Source organism: uncultured Sphingomonas sp. (genome assembly GCF_913778135.1).
GTDB lineage: Bacteria > Pseudomonadota > Alphaproteobacteria > Sphingomonadales > Sphingomonadaceae > Sphingomonas.
Genome location: NZ_CAJYVU010000097.1, coordinates 1 through 18,189 on the forward strand (window position 1 = coordinate 1; position 18,189 = coordinate 18,189).

Below are 18,189 nucleotides of genomic sequence, written 5' to 3' on the forward strand. Positions count from 1 at the left end.
TGATCGCCGCGAGCATGTTGTCGAGGTCGCGGCGCTGCTCGTCGGGCGGATGGAACGTGATGGTGACCGCGGCACGCGAAGCTATCAGCGGGCGCAGGCCGGCGGCCTTGCACGCCCAGCCGCAATCAGTCTTGTAGCGCTTCGACAGCTTGGCGCGCTTGCCCCAATGCTGCCCGCGCGCCTGGTTCGGGTTCAGCTTCGGTGACGGCCAAGGCAAGGTAACCTGCATCATGCGGGTGCCTTCGCGACCGCTGGCAGCGGGATCGGCACTGCCTGCCCGGTTGCGAGATTGATGAAGGCGCCGGAATGGCCGATCGACCCGCGGCCGAGCAGCTCGAACAGCAGCGCGAGCGCGTGGCTCGCGATGACGCGATTGACGAACAGCGACTGCCGCTCGAGCGCTTCCGCGACCGAACACGACGGCGCGTCATCTTCGGCGATGCTCTCGTCGGCGAGCTCGGGGAAATACTCGAGAACGGTCGGGAGCCGTTCAGCCTTTTTGCCGGTAGCCGGGTGCGGGCATCCGATCAGGAACTGCCCGTCATTCGCCCGATTGCCGAGGTCCAGCCAATAGCGCGGGCATGACCGTCCCGAGACCATCATGCCGCCGATCGCGCGACGCGCCGCCGCGGTGTCGACGCACGTTATCAGCACGTCGATCGCGTCCAGGCCGATTGCCGCCGGCGCGCGCCCATGCACCGCGCGCCAGTTCAGGCCGTGCGCGATGTTGATGCGCTCGGTCAGCGTCCGCGCCTTCGACGCGCCAACATCGCCGCGGTAGAACGGCTGGCGGCCGAGGTTCGCCTCGCTGACCGTATCGTCGTCAACCACCGTGACGTGCAGCGACCGCGACGAGATCGCGCGCATGGCAGTGTCGAGCGAGGCGAGCCCCATCAGCATTTGCGCGCCGTTGCCGCCGCATCCGACGAGCAGCACGTTGATGACGCCATCGCCGTAAGCGTCGGGCAGATAGTGCCGACGGGCGGCATCATGCAGCATGGTGATCTCCTGCGAAGGGGATGAGTGGCATCGGCAGGAACATGCCGCCGGCGCAGAGACGTGAAGCGATCGTCGGGCCGTCGCGCGCGTCGAGGTTGCCGAACACGAGCGCGATCTTGGTGCTGTGCATGTCGTCGGCGTCGTCGGTGGCGCTGAAGAACGCGGCCGCGCTGCCGTGGCTGTGGATGTCGCACACCAAGTGCTGACCGGCTGCGAGGATCGGAGTGCGATAGATGAGACGCGACGGCGTTGCCGCGTCGATCTCCGGGAACGCGACCGCGAACTCGCGGGTGTTCTCGTCCCATGTCACGAACGCCCCTGCCTCGTCCGGCAGCGCGACGCGCAGGTGGTCGATGATGCTGCCCAGCATTGCCGCGGGGATAAGTCCGCAACGCAGCACCGCACGCGGCTCGCCGATGCTGCCGTAAGGCAGATATGCCCTGATCGGCGGCGTCACTGGCACGTCCACCTCAAGCCACGGCCGTCGCAGGATCAGCATCACACCGTCGCGACCGATCGCGAGGCCCTGCCCGGCCGGCGCGGCGCGCAGCGCATCGATCGCGGGCGATCGCCCACTAGGCGGCACCGGATAACAGGGTGCGGCGGCCAGCACGGCGGCGGCTGTCAGCTCGTCGGCGAGCGTCATGCGCGTACACTCGCTTTGATCAGGTCGCCGAGCGTGACCCGCTGGTCAGCCTTGCCGCGGCCGACTGAACCGAATGGCTTCAGTCGACCCACGGGGAAGCGTGTCGACTTGCGCACGGCCAGGTCATCCCACAGCTTCACCAGCCCGCCGCGGCCGGTCGCGGTCGCTTCCTGCCCGGGGTTCGGGTGCGTCGACCAAGAGTCGAACACGGCGCGCTCGTAGTCAGGGATCGCCGCGACGGTGATTGCCTTGGGCACGGCTATGTTGCCCCAGCAGAGCCGCCCGTCGACGTAGACGTTCAGCACGGGCGAATGCAGCACCGGCGTGTCTGCCGTCGGCCGCTCGCTCGCCGCCAAGGCGTAGACGCCCAGCCGGCCGCGCGTGGCGACGAACAGGTGCGCCGGGTACGGGAGCGGGAGCACGATGCGCTCGGCCAACGCGCGCGTGCCCTCGGGCGGCCGGGACAGCGCGAAGTATGACGTGCGCACCTTCGCGGGCACCCACCAAGCGAGCACGTCCGGGTGCGCGACCAACACGTTGTCTGACAGGATCTCGGGCGCCTTGTTGCGACCGAGCGCCTCGGTCCACTGCCGCAGGTGCGCGCGGGACAGCGGCGCGCCGGCACCGATCGTCGGGCATCCGTCGATCTGCTCGACAGCATGGATGCTCGCGAACGTCGGCCCATCGGCCCGACGCACGCGGTACGGGTCGGAGAGCGAGATGCCGTCGCTCTGATACAGAAGGATGGCGTTGGTCAGCGCCAAGCCGCCAGCGGTGGGCTCGAAGCCTGTCGCGATCGTCATTGCTGCTTCCTCAGGTTGGCGGGATCGAGGCTGATCAGGTGCTGCGCGGCGAGCAGGAATTCGACGCCGACCTTCAGCGAGGCGAACCAGGTGTCGATTACCGCGGCATCACCGAGCGGGCACAATCCCGCGACATCGTAGAAGCCCTGCTCCATGCCGAAGCGTGCGACGTCATCAATCTCGCGCGCGAAGTGGTCGAACGGCACGATCGTGAGGGGCGGCAGCGTGCCGCAATCCTGCATGCCGGGGATGTAATCGAAGACCTGTTCGTAATCGGCGGCCCATGCATTGCTGTTGCGGTCGATCGCTTTCAGCGCCGCATGCGTGTCGCGAAGTCGTCTCAGAGCGTTGCGCAGGTCGGCAGGCATGTCCCTGAGCGGAGCAGGCTTCGCCGTCATCCAGTCGGGACGGCGAGCGTACATCTGAGAGGGCAAGGTGAAGTCGTTCTCTTTGAACGCGTCCTCGCCGTGGTAATCAATCAGGGTAGCGCGCGCTTCCTCGTCGGTGGTCGCGCCGTCCCAATTGTAAGCTGACACCTCTTCCATGAGGTCGGCGAAGCCGAACACCGGCAGCGCGGCGTTCAGCGTCTCGCCGATCGCCTTGTACGCCGCCGCGCGCCAGCCGACCGGCGCGACGTGCCCGGCTAGAGTGTTCGCCAGCACGTTGGCCTTCGTAATCCAGCCGAGATCGATCTCACCGATGCTGTTGCAGACCACAGCGAGAGCGGGTGGCAGATCACCATCGCCGACCAGCGCGATCACGTTCAGATCGACCATGTCGACCGGCGCCATGATGTCGAGCACCGCGGCGCCGAACACCTTCTCGATCCGCTCGCGCGCGCCCTGCCGGGTATAGCGCTGCGGCTCGGTCTCGCGCTCGGCAACCCAGCGGCCGACCAGCTTGTGATGCGGCGCGAGGGTGGCGTCGAAGATCGCGGGCACGTCGACTGACAGCGCCACCGCCCGCCCCGCCAGATCACCCGAGGGGCGCGAGACGAAGGCCGGGAGGCGGTTCGAGCGCTTCGGGCTGGCCGCGCCCCTCGTGGCCAAGCGGGACGAATAGCGCCGCGTGGAGGGCTTGAAGGTCGGCGCTGCAGGCGGGTGCGGTGGTATCGGTCGTGTCGCCATCATCATGGTCGATCCATTCGAGGAGTGTCTTGCGGGGTGCGGGCGGGATCGCCGCGCGCGGTGCCGCCGCCACGGTCAGCCCTTGGTGCCGACCGCGCGCCGGTACTCGGTGACGAGGTTGGTGCCGGTCACGCCGGCGTCGACTGTCTCGGCGTTCAGGATCGCTGGGTAGAGCGTCGCGTGATACGCGCGCAGGCCCTGCGGATCGTCGGCAAGGTGCGGCGGCACGGGCAAGTCGATGCCGTCGTAACGGTACACGCGGGTGAGTTGGTTGATCTGCATGGGTGCCTCGGGATTGCTGGGGTGGATGGGTCAGCCACGTTCACCAGAGCGAGGCGGGTTCGCCGGGCGCGCTGAGCGGACCCGGCGGCGGCGTGTACGAATCGGCGGGCACGGTTGGCTTCTCGGCCGCCTTGGGCTGCTCGGTCGGCTTTGCGGCGGTTTTCGCCGCAGGTTTTGTCTTCGCCGCCGACAGGGTCTTCGCCTTCTCGGCCGTGTCGCGCTGCTCGGCGATCTGATCGGCCAGTGACTTGCGCGCGGCGATCAGCTGACCAAGCGCACCATCGGCGCCCTTCTCCAGTTCGGCGTCGATCTCCGCTGCGGTCCCGGTAAAGGAGATCGGGCGCGTCTCGCCGCCGTCGAGGTCGTGCTTCGATCCGGCCGCCTTGCGCGGGACAATCGTCACGGTGACCGCATCGGGGCCAGCCGAGAGGTCGAGCGTGAGCGAATAGCGGGACAGCAGCGGCAACATGCTGGTGATCAGCATCGGTTTAATCCTTGTACGGGAGGGGTGCGGCCGGCTGCGCGCCGTAGGTGCCGTCGATGGTGATCGCGCTCGGCAGGCGACCGGCCCAGGTGAAGCCGGTGGCGTGAAGCATGCCGGTGATCAGGTCCGCGACCTTGCCGTCGAGCAGCTTGGCGAACGCCTTCTCGCCCATGTGCGCGACGAGGCCGCACTCCTTGGCGATGAACTTGAGCTCGTCTTTGCCGAACCGGGAAAGGTACGCGGCGTCGACCTGCCACGTGTCCCGCAGGGTGGCTTCGAACGCTCGACCGAACTCGGGATCGCCCTCCACCACCTTCGCCAGCGCGGCGCGCCAGGCGCCCTCGCGGATCGAGGTGGTGCGGTCGATGATCGACTGCGCGGTGACGGCCGCGGGTGCAGGCTTGGCGGGCTTCGCCGGCGCTGCCGCCGAGGGCGCGGCCGCGGGCGTTGCGGGTGCGCCTGCCGGCGTCGTGGTGACCGGCATCGACGTTTCCGCGACCTGGTCGCCGCGCACGTGGAGCGCGGCACCTTCCTGCGCGGCCTCCGTCTTCAGCTGGTAGCAGCCGGGGTTGGTGCAGTGCCCGTCGTCGACGTGCGTTTCGAACATGACGCGCTGCGCGCCCGAGTTGAACGGGCACGTGAGGCACTCGGCCTTGTCGAAGGTCGCGGCGGCGAGGCTCTGCGTCACGCGCATCAGCAGGTCGCGCGTCTTCGCGACATCGAGGTTGGCGGTTACGATGGTGTCGAGCGCCTTCTCCTGCTTGTCGGCGGGTACCACCGCCAGCAGTTCGGCGTGCCCGACCTTGATCCGCCGTTCGTCGAGCGCGGCCTTCACCGGCTCCGCGAGGTTGGCGAGCGCCAGCCGTCGATCCAGCTTCGACGCGGACCAGCCCAGCCGCCGCACCGCTTCGGCGCGATCGCCCTTGCACGCGGACAGGACACGCACCGCGGCGTCGGCCTGCTCGGTTTCCGACGCGTCGTCGCGCACGTCGTTCTCATCGATGGCCGCTTCGAGCGCCTCGCTGTCCGTCATGTCCATGATGCGCACCGGCACGACGCCGTCGGCGCCAAAGGCATCGAGCGCCGCCTTGTGCCGCCGGCCGCCGGCGACGATCAGATAGCTGTCGTCGGCCGACGGGTCGCGGCGCAGGATGATTGGCTGCAGCATGCCGCGCAGCCGCAACGATTCGACGAGTTCGGCGTGCTTCTGCTGGTCGAAATAGCGGCGCGGGTTGGCGCCGGGCTTGATCGCGCCGAGCGCGAGCATCGTGACGCTCGTCGGATCGGGGCCTGCGATGGTGTCGGTCATGCCGTTGTCCCTTTGCTGACGGTGTCGACGGGCTTCCCGCCGATTTCCTTGAAGAGGTTGTCGGACACCCGGGCGCACCGCTCCGCGACGCGGGCGAGCTCGCGCGCGATCAGGCGCACCTCCAGGTTCGTGATTGTTGTGTCGCCGTTCCGCTTGGCGTAGAGTGCGCGCTCGCTGCAGCCGATCAGCTCGGCCACGTGCTTGATGCCGCCTTTGTCGCCGAGCACTTCGCAAGCGGTTTCCAGACCAACCATCCGCGGAGCAGACAGCGAGCGGTCAGCAGCTTCCGAATGTTCGGAAGTAGATGCGAGGGTGAGTTCAGCCACGGTCGCCGCGCAGCGTCTCGATGATGATCGAGCGGCCGAGCCATCCGATCGCGAGGAACCAGCCGTCGCCCGCCTGCCCGGTCGTGAACGTTTGGCCGCTGACGCGACCGATCTCGAACGCCGGGATCAGGCGACGCGAACGCAGTTTTCCGGTCGCGGGAACAGGCGCTCCCGCGGTCATGCCGTCTTTCATCATGCTACTCCTCAGCGGGTCGCGCCCGCGGTTCGGTCCTCAGGTGTCGGGGGTGTCACCCCGCGCGATACGTTCCAGGCGGTGGCGCATCTGCGCCGTCGCTCGCTCCATGTCGGCGACATGTTCGAGGGCGGCCGCGGCCTCGATGGCGGTCACGTCCGTGCCGCCGGCGCTCCCGCTCGACAGCGCGTCGGCGATCGCGCGGGACACGTCGCCCATTTCGCTGCTCATTTCGATCACGCCCATTTGCAGGCAGCGATCGTCGGTGACCGGCTCGGGCAGCATGATCACCACCGCGCCCAGGATGCCCGCCATCGCGTTCAGGATATGCGGGTGCCCCTGCTCGCCGTGGCCGATCGCGTCGATGCGCACGGCATCACGGATCGTGATGCTGTCGCGCTGGTGGGGCGAGCAGCAGCGCGAAATCTGGCTGTCGGACAGACCGGTTTCGCTCTCGCAGCCGGCGAGGCCGCCGGCGGCCTGCACAGCGCGCTTGGTCGCGGCGGCGAGGCGCTGTTCGTTCGCGGGGAGCTTATCGACCATTGTTCTGCAACCGTTCCGGGCGGGGAGAAAGCGCGCGATCGTTTCCCGATGCGGGAGCGTTGCGCGGCAGGGTATCGACGCGACCATGATGATCGAGCGCAGCACCCTGCAGTTGTACGGAGCCACCGGTGAGGCGGGGGCATGCCTCGCCGGTGGAGGTGCCAGCACCGGGGGGCGTGGTGCTGGTCGGGAGAGGAAAACGAGCGATCACGCCGCCGCCTGTTCGGAGGACGGGCGACCCATCGGGTACACGACGTCATCGGCGGTGATGTTGTGACCTGCTGCCCGAACCTTATCGATTACAATCGGCTGTTTGTGAGCCGGAATGCGCTCGGCAGCTTTCCACGATTGGACCGTCGAGGGCGCCTCACCTACGATCGCAGCCATTGCGCGGGCGCCGCCAAGGCGGGTGAACAGGTCGGTTTCTCGCTCCATGACCGCAATGTACGAATTAGTCGCACAAACTGCAACGATTTTTTCGTGCATACAACGTGCGAAAATGTCGCTTTCTAATCCTGTGGAAAATGCAGCAGAAAATCTGAAGGCTCTGCGCAATCGGACTGTGCCGAAGCTGTCGTCGCGCGCGGTCGCTGACCGGCTCGAAATACCCGCGTCGACCTACGCAGCTTACGAGGACCCTAAGAAGAACAAGAAGCCGATCCTCGACCTCGCCCTCGCCAAGCGTCTGGCACCAATCTTCGCCGAGCGGGGCGTTCCTGAATTTGAAGTGCTCCAACTCGCCGGCATCACTGGCGAACTCACCGAACAGTTCCGCACGAAGCCGCGGGAACCCATCGCCGCCGATGAATGGGTCGAGGTGGTCGGAGCGGTGCAGGCGGGCGTATGGCGGGAGCAGTCCGACTGGAGCCCTAGCGAGCGTTACGAGGTGCGGTTCGGCCCCTCGCCCGTGCCAGGCGCCGATCGGTTCGGGTTGAAGATGGAGGGTCTGTCCATGAACCGGACGATCCCGCCCGACTCGGATCTCGAATGTCTGCGGATCGGATGGTCAGGAATAAGACCGGCACCAGGCTCGTTGGTGATCGTCGCGCGTAACGCACACGATCTTGTTGAGCTGACCTGCAAACGGCTGGACATGATCGAGGACGAATGGGTGCTGCGCTGCGAAAGCACCGAACCGGAGTTTCAGGACGTGATACCCATCGGCAAGCCCGATGATGGCATGTTCTCCGACGAAGAAGTGCGAGTCGTCGCCGTCGTGCTTTCGGCCAAGCAGGACCTCGCTCCGCCGGGCCTCGGAACAAGGCGGTACCGCTTCGTGCGCTAGACGTGCGAAATAGTCGTTGATTTGTACGATAATATCGCACATATAACCTGACATTGAGGCCGCGCTTCTGCGGTTCGATGTTGGGAGGCCGTTATGGCGACTGCGCTACAAGCCGACTGGCTGAGCGAACCCGAAGAAGACGCCCGCGTGAAGGCCGCCGTCAGCGATTTCCGCGGCGCCGTGATCGACATCCGCCGCCTATCGGCCGCGCTGTTCGCACTCGACGATAACAGCGCTGACCACCTGATCGCGCGCGAGCGGATCGACGATCTCACCGGCGGCATGCAGGCTCGCGCCGACATGGTCGGCCTGACGCTCGACCAGCTGTTCAGCCTGATCAACGCGGACCTCGCGACTAATCGCGGGATCACGCACAAGCCGCACGGCGATCACCTGCGCGCCCTCGTCGACGAGAACACCAGCGCCTACGCTGACGAGGCACGGCTCAATCAGGAGATCACCCGGCTGCAGTCGATGCTGCCCGGTGCGGTCGATCGCCGCATCGCCGCCGACCGTGCCTGCGCTGGCTTCGTCGCTGAGTGGGCGGTGCGCGGGAGCGCGCGGGCGTGACCGACCTAAAAGTTTCAGACACCATGCATCGCGTGCTCGCCTTCGTGGCGGCCGCGGATGCGAACGGCCGCGACATGACCGGGCGCGGCTCGACGCTGCTGGCGCTGAAACGGCGCGGGCTGATCGAGTATCGCGGCTCGCGCGCCCTGCCCCGCGTCAATCGCTGGCATGCGTCAGCGGAGGGCCGCGCGTGGCTCGCGGCTCAGGAGGCGGTCCGTCATGCCGGCTGATCGCGCCATGCTCGCCCAGCTGACCGCTCGCGGCATGACCGAGGACGAGGCGCACGTCGCCTTCGACCACGTCGCCGCCGCCGCGCGCGCCGTGCTGATGACCGGCAAGTCGGTCACCCTGCCCGACATTGGCCGACTGGTGTCCACCAAGCTGAAACCGGCGTGGGTGCCCGGCTACGCCCGCACCAAGGCGCGGCAAGAACGCAAGGTCGCCTTCCGCTACCCCGCCTTCCTCGAACAGGGGGAACCCTACGATGTTCGATAGTGCATTTGTCGTGGTGTCCGCGCTGGTGCTGTCCGGCGCAGGCGGAGCCGCCGTGTACGCGATCCACTTCACAGTGGCTCCGCGGTTTCGTGACATCCTCGACGCGCTCGCCGGTCGCCCTCGCCTGTTCGCCTCTGACGAGCCGGATCGTTGGCGCATGGTTCATCGTCGTGCCGATCGCCAGCGCGCGTTCGCGCCCGCTGATCCGGCAACCCCCACCTTCGGACGGAGCAAGCGCGCATGACGGCGACAGCGATCCTACCCGAAAGCACGAACTCTGGCGCCGCCGCGGGCTGGCCACTCTTCGAGGTGACGGTCGAAGGATACGACCCCTTCACCGTGTCAGCCCGCAGCCGAGGCGCTGCGATCTACGACAAGTGGCTCAGCTTCCGCGACGTATGGCCGGATTGCACATTCCGGCACTGGCTCAATCTCGCTCGTGTTCGGCGCGCCTCGCGCGCGATCGGCCCTGATCCCTACGACTATGTGCGTCGCAACTACGATCGCGCTATCGGCCACGGCACGCGCGTGGCGATCACCGGCGAAGGTCGCGACCTAGAAGGGCGAGTGGGCACGTTGGTTCATCCTGGTCGCACCAGCACCGCCTACGCGCATGTCGTTCTAGATGGCGACGATCATGCGATCATCGTTCACCCGCTCAGCGTCGTGCTTGTCGCGTCAGATCAGAGCGGGGTGCCGCAATGAACGACCTCTACGGGATCGACTTCGCACAGGCCGAATTGGTGATCGCGCGCATCGCGGAGATTGCCACGGCCGTCGGGTGGCAGGCGGGCGTGGGTGGCATGGAAACGGCGGGCAGCATCGTCAGCTACCTCGCCAAGCATCCGCGCGACATCGAACCGTGCCTACGGTTCGGTGTCATGGAGCTGCCGGCCGACTGGCACGAACGCGGGGCGCTCACGTGGCACCGCCAAGACGGCAAGGTGGTCAGCCCCGAATGGGTGAGACGAGCTCGCACGATCAAGCAGCTCGCCGAGCCGAAGCCATGACGATGCCGTCAGACCACGCATTGTTGCGTCGGGCGGTGGTCAGCGCCCGGGCAGCCGGTCGAGCACGCAAGCCCCGCTGGGTCGCGGTGATGGACACCTTCGCCTTGGGCAGCACCTACGCCGGGCGCCTGTGCGAGCGGTTTGGGCTGAACCCCGACGAACTGGTGCCGCCGCGGTGACCGGCGATGAAACGCACGCTTGGACAAAACGCCTCGGCATGGAGATTTGCAGCGATTGCGGGACTGTCCGCCGGGGTGACCGGATGAACAGCGCCTGCCGCGGCAAGGTGAAGGTCGCATTGCGCGGCGAAAGGAGTGGGAAGTGAGCGTGATGGGCAGGATCGAGGCGGCCGATCGGCTGCTAGGCCTGGACGAGGTCAAGACCGTGGCAGGGCTCGGGAAGTCGATGATCTACCGGAAGATGCGCGCGGGCACCTTCCCCAAGGCCTGCAAGGCTGGCGGGGGCTCAACCCGCTGGAGCGAACGTGAAGTGCAGGCGTGGGTGAACGAGCAGTTGGCAGCACGCGCCGCCGCTTGAATAGGCACCGGTAACGTTGCCGGTGATATTGAGCAGGCCGAGTGGACGGCTATGGACGTATATGGACGCCTGTGGACGAAGGCTCCATGCAACTACTGCTTGTCAACGGGGTTAGACCCTGTACACGTTCGCATACCGTTTTGTTCACAGGTTATACACCGGGGCGGACGATAGTACGACCAAGCCACCCGCCGGGAGGCGCGTCAGGAGAAGCTTGATGAACTGGCCATTCAATGTGAACGGCCGGCCGACCCCGCAGGCTACTGCGGGGGTAGTCGCCGTGGATTACACGTATCTTTTCGGCGTTCCACGCACTGCCGTTCGTTATGACCCGCAGCTGAGAAAGCCGCGGGCGGCGACGCCAGTCGATCTGCGTCGTGTGTCTGAACTGCTCCGCAATCCCGAGCCGGTCAAACCCGAGGCGGCGTGAGCGACGATCAATCAGCCGCGCAGTGGTTCAATAACGACGCTGGAAAAGCTGACGCTACCGAGGCACTGGCTACGGCGCCGCCGGAAGCTCGTTTTCCCCGTGGTACTGCCCTGCCGAAGCAGTCGCCGCTTTATTGGGTGGCTGAGAAAGACCGATACCTTCGGCAGCTGATGATCGCTGACATCGAGGCGATTACAGGCCGGTCATTGGTCACGTACTTTACCGACTGTGATCTGGCAGATGACGCCGCTCAGATTGCGGCCACCGACGACGCGTACCTAGGCGAGGTCTTGAAGTCGGTTGCCGGCCGTCCGGTTGATTTGCTGCTGGAAACCAACGGCGGGTATACAGACGCGACAGAGAAGATCGTTGCGCTTCTTCGCGTGTGTGCGCCCGACTTACGTGTGATCGTGCCGCGTCGGGCAAAGAGTAACGGCACTCTGATCGCCCTGGCAGCGCAAGAGATTGTGATGGGCGCGCTGTCAGAGCTGGGGCCCATCGATCCGAACATTCCTATCGGGCCTGGGCAGTCCGTGCCATGTCAGTTCGTGCTACAAACGCCGAACGTAGACCCCTTCCTCTTCCAGGTCGCGCAGTACGCTGTGGCGCAAACCCGCAAGCTCGCGACGAGCCTTCTGCAGACCGGCATGATGACCGATAAGGTCATCCTTATTGAGGACACGGTCAACAAGCTTGCGACCCGCGACCACTTTCATTCGCATGGAAGCGTCATTGATGCTGACGAAGCGGCAGCCCTCAGTCTGAACATTCGACGTTTGGACGTGAACGATGAGCTCTGGCAGCGTATCTGGCTGCTGCGGTGCATGTACGCACACGACATGCGTCAAGCCGGACTCGTCAAAATCTTTGAAGGCGCGGTCCTGAGCAATTCTTTAAAGGCGGCCGTTCCCTAACCCCTCGGTCACGACTTAGGCCCAGTCGCCGCAAAGCGGATCGGTCGCCCTAGCTGGGCCTCGGGCGTTTCCAGCCCGACGATAAGCATGTCAGCGTAGATCTGCGCGAGCTCGCGTCGCCGCGGCATGTAGGCGGCACGGTTGTAAGCCGCCTCCACCTTGTTGCCGGGCACGTGCGCCAGCATCAGATCTATCGCGGCCCGATCGTCCGGCTGGCGATCCGGCCGCTCGTTCATGATGGTGGAGAACGCCGCACGGAAGCCATGCGGCACATGCCGGTTCTCGTAGCCGGCGCGCTTCAGCAGCGCGTTGAGGGTGTTCTCCGAGATCGGGCGGTGCATGTGGCGCTCGCCTGGGAACAGCAGTGCGAACCGGCCGCTCAGCTGGTGCAGCGCGATAAGCACCTCGACCGCCTGACGCGACAGCGGCACCAGGTGATCGCCGCCGGTCTCTTCCTTACGATCCTTGTCGCCCTTCATGCGCGCCGCCGGGATGCGCCAGAGCGGCGCGTCGCCGTCCAGCCCCTCAAATTCGCGCCACTCGGCGCCGGCGACCTCGCCCGGCCGCACCGCGGTGAGCGCGAGCAGGCGCAGGGCGAACTTCGTGCCGGCGCGGGTGCGCTCGGCGTCGACGTCGGAAAGCAGCTTGCGGACGCGCCGGATCCGCTCGTCATTGTCCTCGGTGCCGTCGACGATCGACGGCTGCTTGCGCGCCTTTGGCTTGCCCTGGAGCACCTTCAGCAGCGACTTCGGCGCGGGATCATTGCGCGCGATCCCCGCCGCGATCGCGAACGTGAAGATGTCCGACATGCGCTGGCGCAGCCGGTGTGCGCTCTCGATCGCGCCGCGCTGCTCGATCTTCTGCAGCAGCTCGAGCACGGTCGGCGTGTCGATGTCGGCGATAGGCAGCTCGCCCAGCGCCGGGAACGCGTCACGGCGGAGCGACTTCAGCACGTCGTCGGAATGAACCGCGGACCAGCCACGCACCTTCGGATCGCTCCAGTGCTCGGCATCGCGCACGCGCGCGGCGCCGTGCTGCTCGCGCCAGGCGTCCAACTTGGCGAGCGACCACCCGCTGCGCAGCTGGAACCAGCGCTCCGCGATCTTCTGAAACGTGTTGTCGGCCGCCGCCGATCGGTCCTGCCGCGTCAGCTGCTTCACGACCGCCGGGTCGCGGCCCTCCAGCAGGATCTTCTTCGCGAGGTCGCGCGCCTCGCGTGCCTCGCCGAGCGACACCACCGGATAAGGCCCGATGGTCAGCGTCTTCTGCGCGGGCTTGCCGGCCGGGTTGCGGCCGAAGGTGTAATTCATCCGCCAGTGCTTGCCGCCGGCGGTGGTGACGTGGAGGAACAACTGGCCCGAGTCGCTCAGCTTGTACGCCTTCTCGCGCGGCTTCGCGGCTTTCACCTTGGCATCGTTCAGCGCCATAGGGCGTGGCTCCATACCATGTCCGTCCCTGACGATACCATGCGCGATGCCATGAGACCGTGTGGACGCGAGTGGACGAATATGGACAACACCGGCCTGTTAAAGCGGCGTTCCCGGTGTGTTTCAAGGGGGTGGTGGACGTCTATGGACGTCCATGCACGGACCTATGGCGGAGAGGGTGGGATTCGAACCCACGGTACCCGTGAGGGCACGCCGCATTTCGAGTGCGGTACATTCGACCACTCTGCCACCTCTCCGCGAGGTCCTTCGATCCGGCTGATCGGCCGGTGAAGTGGTCGGAGCGGCGCCTCTACCGACGCGATCGGTGGCGCGCAAGCCTTTCGTGTGCGTCGAGTGAATAACCGACGCGCTACCATATACAGAGTGCAGTTGTGCGCTTTTGCGCTCGCACTATCTTGGAGCGCATGAACGACACCGTGTCCGCCGTTACCGATTCTCCCCCTGCCCGGCCGATCGCACCGCCGGTCGCGCACGCGCGCTTCTCCATCGGCGATGTCGTACGTCATCGGATGCTCGACTTCCGCGGCATCGTCTTCGATGTGGATCCGGTCTTCGCAAATACCGATGAGTGGTATGAGGCGATCCCGGAAAGCTTCCGCCCGCGCAAGGACCAACCGTTTTACCATCTGCTCGCCGAGAACGCCGAGTCGAGCTATGTCGCGTATGTGAGTCAGCAGAACCTCGTTCACGACGACAGCGACGATCCCGTCGAACACCCGGCGGTTTCCGGATTGTTCGACCGGCTAGCGGACGGGCGCTACGGCTTGAAGAGACAGCACCGTCATTGATGGTTGGAACACGTCCGAACGGTTGACACGACGCCTGCCATTATTTAGCTGCGCGCTTTCTTCCGCGGGGTGTGCCCCGGCGGGCATAGACATTTGGGAAGTGAAAAGAGCCATGTTCGCTATCGTGCGCACGGGCGGCAAGCAGTACCGCGTTGCCGCTGGAGACAAGATCGTCGTCGACAAGATCGACGGTGATGCCGGGGCGTCGGTGACGCTGGGTGACGTGCTGCTCGCGGGCGAAGGTTCCGATCTCAAGCCGACCAATGGCCTGTCGGTCGCGGCTGAGATCATTGCGCAGGCGAAGGCCGACAAGGTCATCGTGTTCAAGAAGCGCCGCCGTCACAATTATCGCCGCCGCAACGGCCACCGTCAGCAGCACACGATCCTCAAGATCGTGTCGATCGGCGCGTAACGAACAGCGGCTCGCAGGAGGTTATTCGAAATGGCACATAAGAAAGCAGGCGGTTCGTCGCGTAACGGTCGTGATTCGGCCGGCCGTCGTCTCGGCGTGAAGAAGTTCGGCGGTCAGGAAGCGATCGCGGGCAACATCCTGGTGCGTCAGCGCGGGACGAAGTTCTACCCGGGCCGCAACGTCGGCATCGGCAAGGACCATACGCTGTTCGCGCTCGTCGACGGCCGCGTAGTGTTCCATGACGGCAAGCTCGGCCGCAAATTCTGCTCGGTCGACATCATGCCGATGGCGGCTGAATAACATCGGGTAACCATCCGGGTTGCCCACCAGGGCGACCCGAGTGCCACACGGCACCGAACCAATAAGGGAGGCGGGTCACCCCGGCTCCCTTTTTTCGTGTCTCCCTCCATCCTGTCTCCGGCGCGTCACGCAGGCGTGCTTGGGGCTTGGTCAAGGAGAGCGAAACCGTGTTCGCGCTGACGAAGAGACTGACCCTGCGACCCAGCTGGCCCGAGGACGCCCCTGCCCTGTCGCGCGCCATCGGGCACGAGGCAGTGGTCCGCAACCTGTCGCGCGCGCCATGGCCGTATGCGCTCGGCGACGCCGAGGCATTTCTCGCGCTGCCCCGCGAACCGCACCAAGCGCGCTTCCAGATCATGACGCGGGGCGAGAACCGCTTGATCGGCGGAATTGAGCTGATCCCGCTCGGCGAGCGAACGCATGAACTCGGTTACTGGCTGACGCCGGATGCGTGGGGGTTCGGCTACGCAACCGAGGCGGCGACCGCGGTGATCGAGATGGCGCGCCACGCACTCGGCAGCGAGCGGCTTATCGGGCGCCACATGATCGACAATCCGGCATCCGGGCGCGTGCTGCGCAAGCTCGGCTTCGTCGAGACCGGCTTTAGTCGCCTGTTCTCGGTCGCACGCGGGGGTGAGGTCGAGTGCATCGATCTAGCGCTTGATCTCGCCCGACCGTGCATGGCGAGCGGCGCTGCATGCGCGATGCCGATTGCGGCCTGATCCGCAACGGCGTTGCGCGGCGGGTCGCAATCGCGGATCAGGATTCATGACCTCAACTCCGCTACCCCGCCGCCTAAGCCCAGAGCAGTCGCGCGAGGCTGCGTTGGAAGCCGCACGCGCGCTGCTGGTGGAGGTCGGCCCGCAAGCGGTGACGTTGAAGGCAGTGGCGGGACGGATCGGGCGAACGCATGCCAATCTGCTCCACCATTTCGGCTCGGCCGACGGGCTGCAAAAGGCGCTGATCGCCAGCATGGCGAGCCGCATCGTCGGCACAATTAAATCGGCAGTGCTGCGTGCGCGCGAGCGCGAAGACCCGGCGGAGGTGGTCGATCTGACCTTCGACGCGTTCGGCAAGAACGGTGCGGGCGCACTTGCCAGCTGGATGATCCTGTCCGGCAACGAGGATGCGCTCGACCCAATCCTGACCGCAATCCACGATCTGGTCGAGGAATTGGCGCAGGACAATGATCCCGGCGCGCCGATCCATGACGAGACGCTGCAACTCGTGCTGATGGCGCTTGGCGACGCGCTGCTCGGCACACCGATGGCGCGCGCACTCGGCCTGCCGCGCGAACGCGCTCGCGAGCTTGCCCGCGCGATGCTCCTTGCCGATCGCGCGAAGATCACACCTAGATAGCAGCGCGACTCGCACCGGGTCGCTTTAGCCACTCGGACACGCTAGGCAGCGCGCCATGCATTTCCTTGACCAGGCAAAGATCTTCGTCCGCTCGGGCTCCGGTGGTCCCGGCGCCGTCAGTTTCCGGCGTGAAAAGTTCATCGAGTACGGCGGTCCTGATGGTGGGAATGGCGGAAAGGGCGCGGACATCGTGTTTGAGGCGGTCGCCGGGCTGAACACGCTGATCGACTTTCGCTACACGCAGCACTTCCGCGCGCCGCGCGGTCAGGGCGGATCGGGTAGCAACCGCACAGGTGCGGGTGGCGACGATCTGGTCATCAAGGTGCCCGTCGGCACGCAGATCCTCGCGGACGACGACGAGCGCACGTTGCTCGCCGATCTTACCCTTGTCGGTGAACGCGTCGTCTTCCTGCGCGGTGGCGACGGCGGGCGCGGCAACGCCAGCTACAAGACCTCCACCAACCGGGCCCCGCGCCAGCACGGCACCGGCTGGCCGAGCGAGGAAGCCTGGGTATGGCTGCGCCTGAAACTGCTCGCCGATGCCGGTCTCGTCGGCTTGCCCAACGCCGGCAAGTCGACCTTCATCAATCAGGTGACCAACGCACAGGCGAAGGTCGGCGAGTACGCCTTTACCACCACCCGTCCGCAACTGGGCGTCGTGCGGCACAAGAACCGCGAATTCGTCCTCGCCGATATCCCCGGCCTGATCGAGGGCGCGGCGGAGGGCGCGGGCATCGGCGACCGTTTCCTTGGCCATATCGAGCGCTGCCGCGTGCTGCTCCATCTGATCGATGCGAACGACGCTGACGTGGCGGAAAGCTACCGCATCGTGCGTGAGGAGTTGGCGGCTTACGGCGGCGGGCTCGACGAGAAGCCGGTCGTCGTTGCGCTGAACAAGATCGACACGCTCGACGACGAGCTGATCGCCGCGCTCTCCGCCGAGCTCGAGGACGCGAGCGGCGCCGAGGTGATCCCGATCTCGGGTGTCAGTGGCATCGGTGTCGACTGGGTGCTCGACAAGCTGCTGGAGGCGATCCCCTCCACCGATTCGCCGGTCGACGACGATGGCGAGGAAGACGCAGTCGAGTGGTCGCCGCTCTGACGAATGGGTGCAAGCGTATCGATTCGCGACGCCGTGACCGTCGCGCGCATGCTTGCCACCTCGCCGCGGTGCGCTAACGATCGCGCCTGCATGTCGCTGTTTCCCACCTCTGCCTGCCAGCGGCTGATCGTCAAGATCGGCTCGGCGCTGCTCGTCGCACCTGATGGCAGCGTAAGACGCGACTGGCTGGCGAGCGTCGCGGCCGATGTCGCTGCCCGGCGCAAGGAAGGACAGCAGGTCGCGATCGTCTCCTCGGGCGCGATTGCGCTGGGTGCGCGGCGGCTGGGGCTTGCCAAGGGCGGCCGGGCGAGTCTCGAAGATGCGCAGGCCGCCGCTGCTGTCGGGCAGATTGCCCTCGCGGGCGTCTGGGCCGAGCTGTTGGCCGCGCAGGGGATCACCGCGGCGCAGATGCTGGTGACACTCGGCGACCTTGAAGAGCGCCGCCGCTACCTCAACGCTGCCGCGACACTCGACCGGCTGCTGACGCTGGATGTCGTGCCGGTCATCAATGAAAACGACTCGGTCGCGACGGAGGAAATCTGCTTCGGCGACAACGATCGGCTCGCCGCACGCGTAGCGCAGGCGGCCGGCGCGAACGGTGTCGTCCTGCTCTCCGACATCGACGGACTGTACGACCGCAACCCCGCGCTGCCCGGCGCCGCGCACATCGGCCGCGTCGAACGAATCGACGCCGGGATCGAGGCAATGGCCGATACCGGATCAAGCTCGGGCATGGGGTCTGGCGGAATGGTCAGCAAGATCGCGGCTGCACGCATCGCCAACGCCGCGGGCGCACATCTGGCGATCGCGAGCGGGCGCGTCGACCA

General features: G+C 66.2%; 31 protein-coding genes and 1 tRNA gene. 18 read left to right on the forward strand and 14 right to left on the reverse strand.

The window, feature by feature from the left end; all coding sequences use genetic code 11:
* From QZ847_RS09145 to QZ847_RS09200, 12 genes are all read right to left on the reverse strand, one after another.
* Positions 1-232: hypothetical protein (locus tag QZ847_RS09145; protein ID WP_294355795.1), on the reverse strand; the 232-nt coding region annotated here is incomplete at its 3' end.
* Positions 229-999, reverse strand: coding sequence for a PRTRC system ThiF family protein (locus tag QZ847_RS09150; protein WP_294355798.1), 771 nt, complete (start codon positions 997-999; stop codon positions 229-231). The genes QZ847_RS09150 and QZ847_RS09145, both read right to left, overlap by 4 nt.
* The gene (locus tag QZ847_RS09155) at positions 989-1,645 is read right to left on the reverse strand and encodes a PRTRC system protein A (RefSeq protein ID WP_294355800.1); all 657 of its coding nucleotides are present in this window, start codon (positions 1,643-1,645) and stop codon (positions 989-991) included. The genes QZ847_RS09150 and QZ847_RS09155 overlap by 11 nt, the downstream gene beginning before the upstream one ends.
* The gene (locus QZ847_RS09160; RefSeq protein ID WP_294355805.1) at positions 1,642-2,448 is read right to left on the reverse strand and encodes a PRTRC system protein B; all 807 of its coding nucleotides are present in this window, start codon (positions 2,446-2,448) and stop codon (positions 1,642-1,644) included. The genes QZ847_RS09155 and QZ847_RS09160 overlap by 4 nt, the downstream gene beginning before the upstream one ends.
* Positions 2,445-3,497: a hypothetical protein gene (locus QZ847_RS09165; protein ID WP_294355808.1), complete on the reverse strand. Its 1,053-nt coding sequence runs from the start codon at positions 3,495-3,497 to the stop codon at positions 2,445-2,447. The genes QZ847_RS09160 and QZ847_RS09165 overlap by 4 nt, the downstream gene beginning before the upstream one ends.
* A 153-nt stretch (positions 3,498-3,650) precedes the next feature.
* Positions 3,651-3,857, reverse strand: a complete 207-nt coding sequence (locus QZ847_RS09170) for a PRTRC system protein C (RefSeq protein ID WP_294355810.1) — start codon at positions 3,855-3,857, stop codon at positions 3,651-3,653.
* Between the two features lie 40 nt (positions 3,858-3,897).
* Positions 3,898-4,341 (reverse strand): PRTRC system protein E, encoded by a 444-nt coding sequence (locus QZ847_RS09175; RefSeq protein WP_294355814.1) that lies wholly within the window; start codon positions 4,339-4,341, stop codon positions 3,898-3,900.
* A 4-nt stretch (positions 4,342-4,345) separates the two neighbouring features.
* Entirely contained in the window at positions 4,346-5,650 is a 1,305-nt protein-coding gene (locus QZ847_RS09180) for a PRTRC system ParB family protein (protein ID WP_294355817.1), read from the reverse strand.
* On the reverse strand, positions 5,647-5,976 hold the full coding sequence (locus tag QZ847_RS09185; RefSeq protein WP_294355820.1) for a hypothetical protein: 330 nt from the start codon (positions 5,974-5,976) through the stop codon (positions 5,647-5,649). Before QZ847_RS09185 ends, QZ847_RS09180 begins: the two co-directional genes overlap by 4 nt.
* On the reverse strand, positions 5,969-6,169 hold the full coding sequence (locus QZ847_RS09190; protein WP_294355824.1) for a hypothetical protein: 201 nt from the start codon (positions 6,167-6,169) through the stop codon (positions 5,969-5,971). Before QZ847_RS09190 ends, QZ847_RS09185 begins: the two co-directional genes overlap by 8 nt.
* Positions 6,170-6,208: 39 nt before the next feature.
* A complete protein-coding gene (locus tag QZ847_RS09195) occupies positions 6,209-6,712 on the reverse strand; it encodes a phage regulatory CII family protein (RefSeq protein ID WP_294355826.1) in 504 nt (167 codons plus the stop codon).
* Positions 6,713-6,919: 207 nt separating this feature from the next.
* The gene (locus QZ847_RS09200; RefSeq protein ID WP_294355829.1) at positions 6,920-7,198 is read right to left on the reverse strand and encodes a carph-isopro domain-containing protein; all 279 of its coding nucleotides are present in this window, start codon (positions 7,196-7,198) and stop codon (positions 6,920-6,922) included.
* A 13-nt stretch (positions 7,199-7,211) separates the two neighbouring features.
* On the opposite strand from QZ847_RS09200, the gene QZ847_RS09205 reads away from it, so the two are divergent.
* The 11 genes from QZ847_RS09205 to QZ847_RS09255 all read left to right on the forward strand — a co-directional run bounded on the left by QZ847_RS09205 (position 7,212) and on the right by QZ847_RS09255 (position 11,953).
* Positions 7,212-7,997 (forward strand): S24 family peptidase, encoded by a 786-nt coding sequence (locus tag QZ847_RS09205; RefSeq protein ID WP_294355832.1) that lies wholly within the window; start codon positions 7,212-7,214, stop codon positions 7,995-7,997.
* A 93-nt stretch (positions 7,998-8,090) separates the two neighbouring features.
* Positions 8,091-8,567 (forward strand): hypothetical protein, encoded by a 477-nt coding sequence (locus QZ847_RS09210; RefSeq protein WP_294355835.1) that lies wholly within the window; start codon positions 8,091-8,093, stop codon positions 8,565-8,567.
* Positions 8,564-8,797: a hypothetical protein gene (locus QZ847_RS09215; protein WP_294355836.1), complete on the forward strand. Its 234-nt coding sequence runs from the start codon at positions 8,564-8,566 to the stop codon at positions 8,795-8,797. The genes QZ847_RS09210 and QZ847_RS09215 overlap by 4 nt, the downstream gene beginning before the upstream one ends.
* Positions 8,787-9,062 (forward strand): hypothetical protein, encoded by a 276-nt coding sequence (locus QZ847_RS09220; RefSeq protein ID WP_294355841.1) that lies wholly within the window; start codon positions 8,787-8,789, stop codon positions 9,060-9,062. Before QZ847_RS09215 ends, QZ847_RS09220 begins: the two co-directional genes overlap by 11 nt.
* Positions 9,052-9,306: a hypothetical protein gene (locus QZ847_RS09225; protein WP_294355844.1), complete on the forward strand. Its 255-nt coding sequence runs from the start codon at positions 9,052-9,054 to the stop codon at positions 9,304-9,306. The genes QZ847_RS09220 and QZ847_RS09225 overlap by 11 nt, the downstream gene beginning before the upstream one ends.
* Entirely contained in the window at positions 9,303-9,767 is a 465-nt protein-coding gene (locus QZ847_RS09230) for a hypothetical protein (protein ID WP_294355846.1), read from the forward strand. Before QZ847_RS09225 ends, QZ847_RS09230 begins: the two co-directional genes overlap by 4 nt.
* Positions 9,764-10,072: a hypothetical protein gene (locus tag QZ847_RS09235; RefSeq protein WP_294355849.1), complete on the forward strand. Its 309-nt coding sequence runs from the start codon at positions 9,764-9,766 to the stop codon at positions 10,070-10,072. The genes QZ847_RS09230 and QZ847_RS09235 overlap by 4 nt, the downstream gene beginning before the upstream one ends.
* Entirely contained in the window at positions 10,069-10,251 is a 183-nt protein-coding gene (locus QZ847_RS09240) for a hypothetical protein (protein WP_294355852.1), read from the forward strand. Before QZ847_RS09235 ends, QZ847_RS09240 begins: the two co-directional genes overlap by 4 nt.
* A 151-nt stretch (positions 10,252-10,402) precedes the next feature.
* On the forward strand, positions 10,403-10,609 hold the full coding sequence (locus QZ847_RS09245) for an AlpA family transcriptional regulator (RefSeq protein ID WP_294355875.1): 207 nt from the start codon (positions 10,403-10,405) through the stop codon (positions 10,607-10,609).
* A 217-nt stretch (positions 10,610-10,826) separates the two neighbouring features.
* Complete coding sequence (locus QZ847_RS09250; RefSeq protein ID WP_294355854.1) at positions 10,827-11,039, forward strand: hypothetical protein; 213 nt, start codon at positions 10,827-10,829, stop codon at positions 11,037-11,039.
* The gene (locus QZ847_RS09255) at positions 11,036-11,953 is read left to right on the forward strand and encodes a hypothetical protein (RefSeq protein ID WP_294355856.1); all 918 of its coding nucleotides are present in this window, start codon (positions 11,036-11,038) and stop codon (positions 11,951-11,953) included. Before QZ847_RS09250 ends, QZ847_RS09255 begins: the two co-directional genes overlap by 4 nt.
* A gap of 8 nt (positions 11,954-11,961) precedes the next feature.
* Here QZ847_RS09255 and QZ847_RS09260 read toward each other — a convergent pair whose 3' ends face one another.
* On the reverse strand, positions 11,962-13,380 hold the full coding sequence (locus QZ847_RS09260; RefSeq protein WP_294355859.1) for an integrase arm-type DNA-binding domain-containing protein: 1,419 nt from the start codon (positions 13,378-13,380) through the stop codon (positions 11,962-11,964).
* A 167-nt stretch (positions 13,381-13,547) separates the two neighbouring features.
* A tRNA-Ser gene (locus tag QZ847_RS09265) sits at positions 13,548-13,637 on the reverse strand.
* Between the two features lie 168 nt (positions 13,638-13,805).
* On the opposite strand from QZ847_RS09265, the gene hspQ reads away from it, so the two are divergent.
* The 7 genes from hspQ to proB all read left to right on the forward strand — a co-directional run.
* Complete coding sequence (gene hspQ / locus QZ847_RS09270) at positions 13,806-14,189, forward strand: heat shock protein HspQ (protein ID WP_294355877.1); 384 nt, start codon at positions 13,806-13,808, stop codon at positions 14,187-14,189.
* Between the two features lie 112 nt (positions 14,190-14,301).
* Positions 14,302-14,601, forward strand: coding sequence for a 50S ribosomal protein L21 (gene rplU, locus QZ847_RS09275; RefSeq protein ID WP_294355862.1), 300 nt, complete (start codon positions 14,302-14,304; stop codon positions 14,599-14,601).
* A gap of 30 nt (positions 14,602-14,631) precedes the next feature.
* Positions 14,632-14,901 carry a 50S ribosomal protein L27 gene (rpmA, locus tag QZ847_RS09280; RefSeq protein WP_219768335.1) on the forward strand — a complete coding sequence of 90 codons (270 nt, stop codon included), beginning with the start codon at positions 14,632-14,634 and terminating at the stop codon, positions 14,899-14,901.
* A gap of 167 nt (positions 14,902-15,068) precedes the next feature.
* Positions 15,069-15,623, forward strand: a complete 555-nt coding sequence (locus tag QZ847_RS09285; protein ID WP_294355864.1) for a GNAT family N-acetyltransferase — start codon at positions 15,069-15,071, stop codon at positions 15,621-15,623.
* Positions 15,624-15,669: 46 nt separating this feature from the next.
* Positions 15,670-16,260 carry a TetR family transcriptional regulator gene (locus tag QZ847_RS09290; RefSeq protein WP_294355867.1) on the forward strand — a complete coding sequence of 197 codons (591 nt, stop codon included), beginning with the start codon at positions 15,670-15,672 and terminating at the stop codon, positions 16,258-16,260.
* A gap of 55 nt (positions 16,261-16,315) precedes the next feature.
* Positions 16,316-17,362 (forward strand): GTPase ObgE, encoded by a 1,047-nt coding sequence (gene obgE / locus QZ847_RS09295; RefSeq protein WP_294355869.1) that lies wholly within the window; start codon positions 16,316-16,318, stop codon positions 17,360-17,362.
* Positions 17,363-17,452: 90 nt separating this feature from the next.
* The coding region (gene proB, locus QZ847_RS09300; protein WP_294355872.1) for a glutamate 5-kinase at positions 17,453-18,189 on the forward strand (737 nt) is incomplete at its 3' end.

Coding starts and splice junctions, on each gene's coding strand:
- rplU (WP_294355862.1), top strand. CDS start 14,302: ATGTTCGCTATCGTGCGCACGGGCGGCAAGCAGTACCGCGTTGCCGCT.
- QZ847_RS09290 (WP_294355867.1), top strand. CDS start 15,670: ATGACCTCAACTCCGCTACCCCGCCGCCTAAGCCCAGAGCAGTCGCGC.
- QZ847_RS09195 (WP_294355826.1), bottom strand. CDS start 6,712: ATGGTCGATAAGCTCCCCGCGAACGAACAGCGCCTCGCCGCCGCGACC.
- QZ847_RS09225 (WP_294355844.1), top strand. CDS start 9,052: ATGTTCGATAGTGCATTTGTCGTGGTGTCCGCGCTGGTGCTGTCCGGC.
- QZ847_RS09240 (WP_294355852.1), top strand. CDS start 10,069: ATGACGATGCCGTCAGACCACGCATTGTTGCGTCGGGCGGTGGTCAGC.
- hspQ (WP_294355877.1), top strand. CDS start 13,806: ATGAACGACACCGTGTCCGCCGTTACCGATTCTCCCCCTGCCCGGCCG.
- QZ847_RS09180 (WP_294355817.1), bottom strand. CDS start 5,650: ATGACCGACACCATCGCAGGCCCCGATCCGACGAGCGTCACGATGCTC.
- QZ847_RS09160 (WP_294355805.1), bottom strand. CDS start 2,448: ATGACGATCGCGACAGGCTTCGAGCCCACCGCTGGCGGCTTGGCGCTG.
- QZ847_RS09245 (WP_294355875.1), top strand. CDS start 10,403: ATGGGCAGGATCGAGGCGGCCGATCGGCTGCTAGGCCTGGACGAGGTC.
- rpmA (WP_219768335.1), top strand. CDS start 14,632: ATGGCACATAAGAAAGCAGGCGGTTCGTCGCGTAACGGTCGTGATTCG.
- QZ847_RS09175 (WP_294355814.1), bottom strand. CDS start 4,341: ATGCTGATCACCAGCATGTTGCCGCTGCTGTCCCGCTATTCGCTCACG.
- QZ847_RS09150 (WP_294355798.1), bottom strand. CDS start 999: ATGCTGCATGATGCCGCCCGTCGGCACTATCTGCCCGACGCTTACGGC.
- QZ847_RS09200 (WP_294355829.1), bottom strand. CDS start 7,198: ATGCACGAAAAAATCGTTGCAGTTTGTGCGACTAATTCGTACATTGCG.
- QZ847_RS09230 (WP_294355846.1), top strand. CDS start 9,303: ATGACGGCGACAGCGATCCTACCCGAAAGCACGAACTCTGGCGCCGCC.
- QZ847_RS09170 (WP_294355810.1), bottom strand. CDS start 3,857: ATGCAGATCAACCAACTCACCCGCGTGTACCGTTACGACGGCATCGAC.
- QZ847_RS09205 (WP_294355832.1), top strand. CDS start 7,212: ATGTCGCTTTCTAATCCTGTGGAAAATGCAGCAGAAAATCTGAAGGCT.
- QZ847_RS09235 (WP_294355849.1), top strand. CDS start 9,764: ATGAACGACCTCTACGGGATCGACTTCGCACAGGCCGAATTGGTGATC.
- QZ847_RS09250 (WP_294355854.1), top strand. CDS start 10,827: ATGAACTGGCCATTCAATGTGAACGGCCGGCCGACCCCGCAGGCTACT.
- QZ847_RS09155 (WP_294355800.1), bottom strand. CDS start 1,645: ATGACGCTCGCCGACGAGCTGACAGCCGCCGCCGTGCTGGCCGCCGCA.
- QZ847_RS09260 (WP_294355859.1), bottom strand. CDS start 13,380: ATGGCGCTGAACGATGCCAAGGTGAAAGCCGCGAAGCCGCGCGAGAAG.
- QZ847_RS09210 (WP_294355835.1), top strand. CDS start 8,091: ATGGCGACTGCGCTACAAGCCGACTGGCTGAGCGAACCCGAAGAAGAC.
- QZ847_RS09190 (WP_294355824.1), bottom strand. CDS start 6,169: ATGAAAGACGGCATGACCGCGGGAGCGCCTGTTCCCGCGACCGGAAAA.
- QZ847_RS09220 (WP_294355841.1), top strand. CDS start 8,787: ATGCCGGCTGATCGCGCCATGCTCGCCCAGCTGACCGCTCGCGGCATG.
- obgE (WP_294355869.1), top strand. CDS start 16,316: ATGCATTTCCTTGACCAGGCAAAGATCTTCGTCCGCTCGGGCTCCGGT.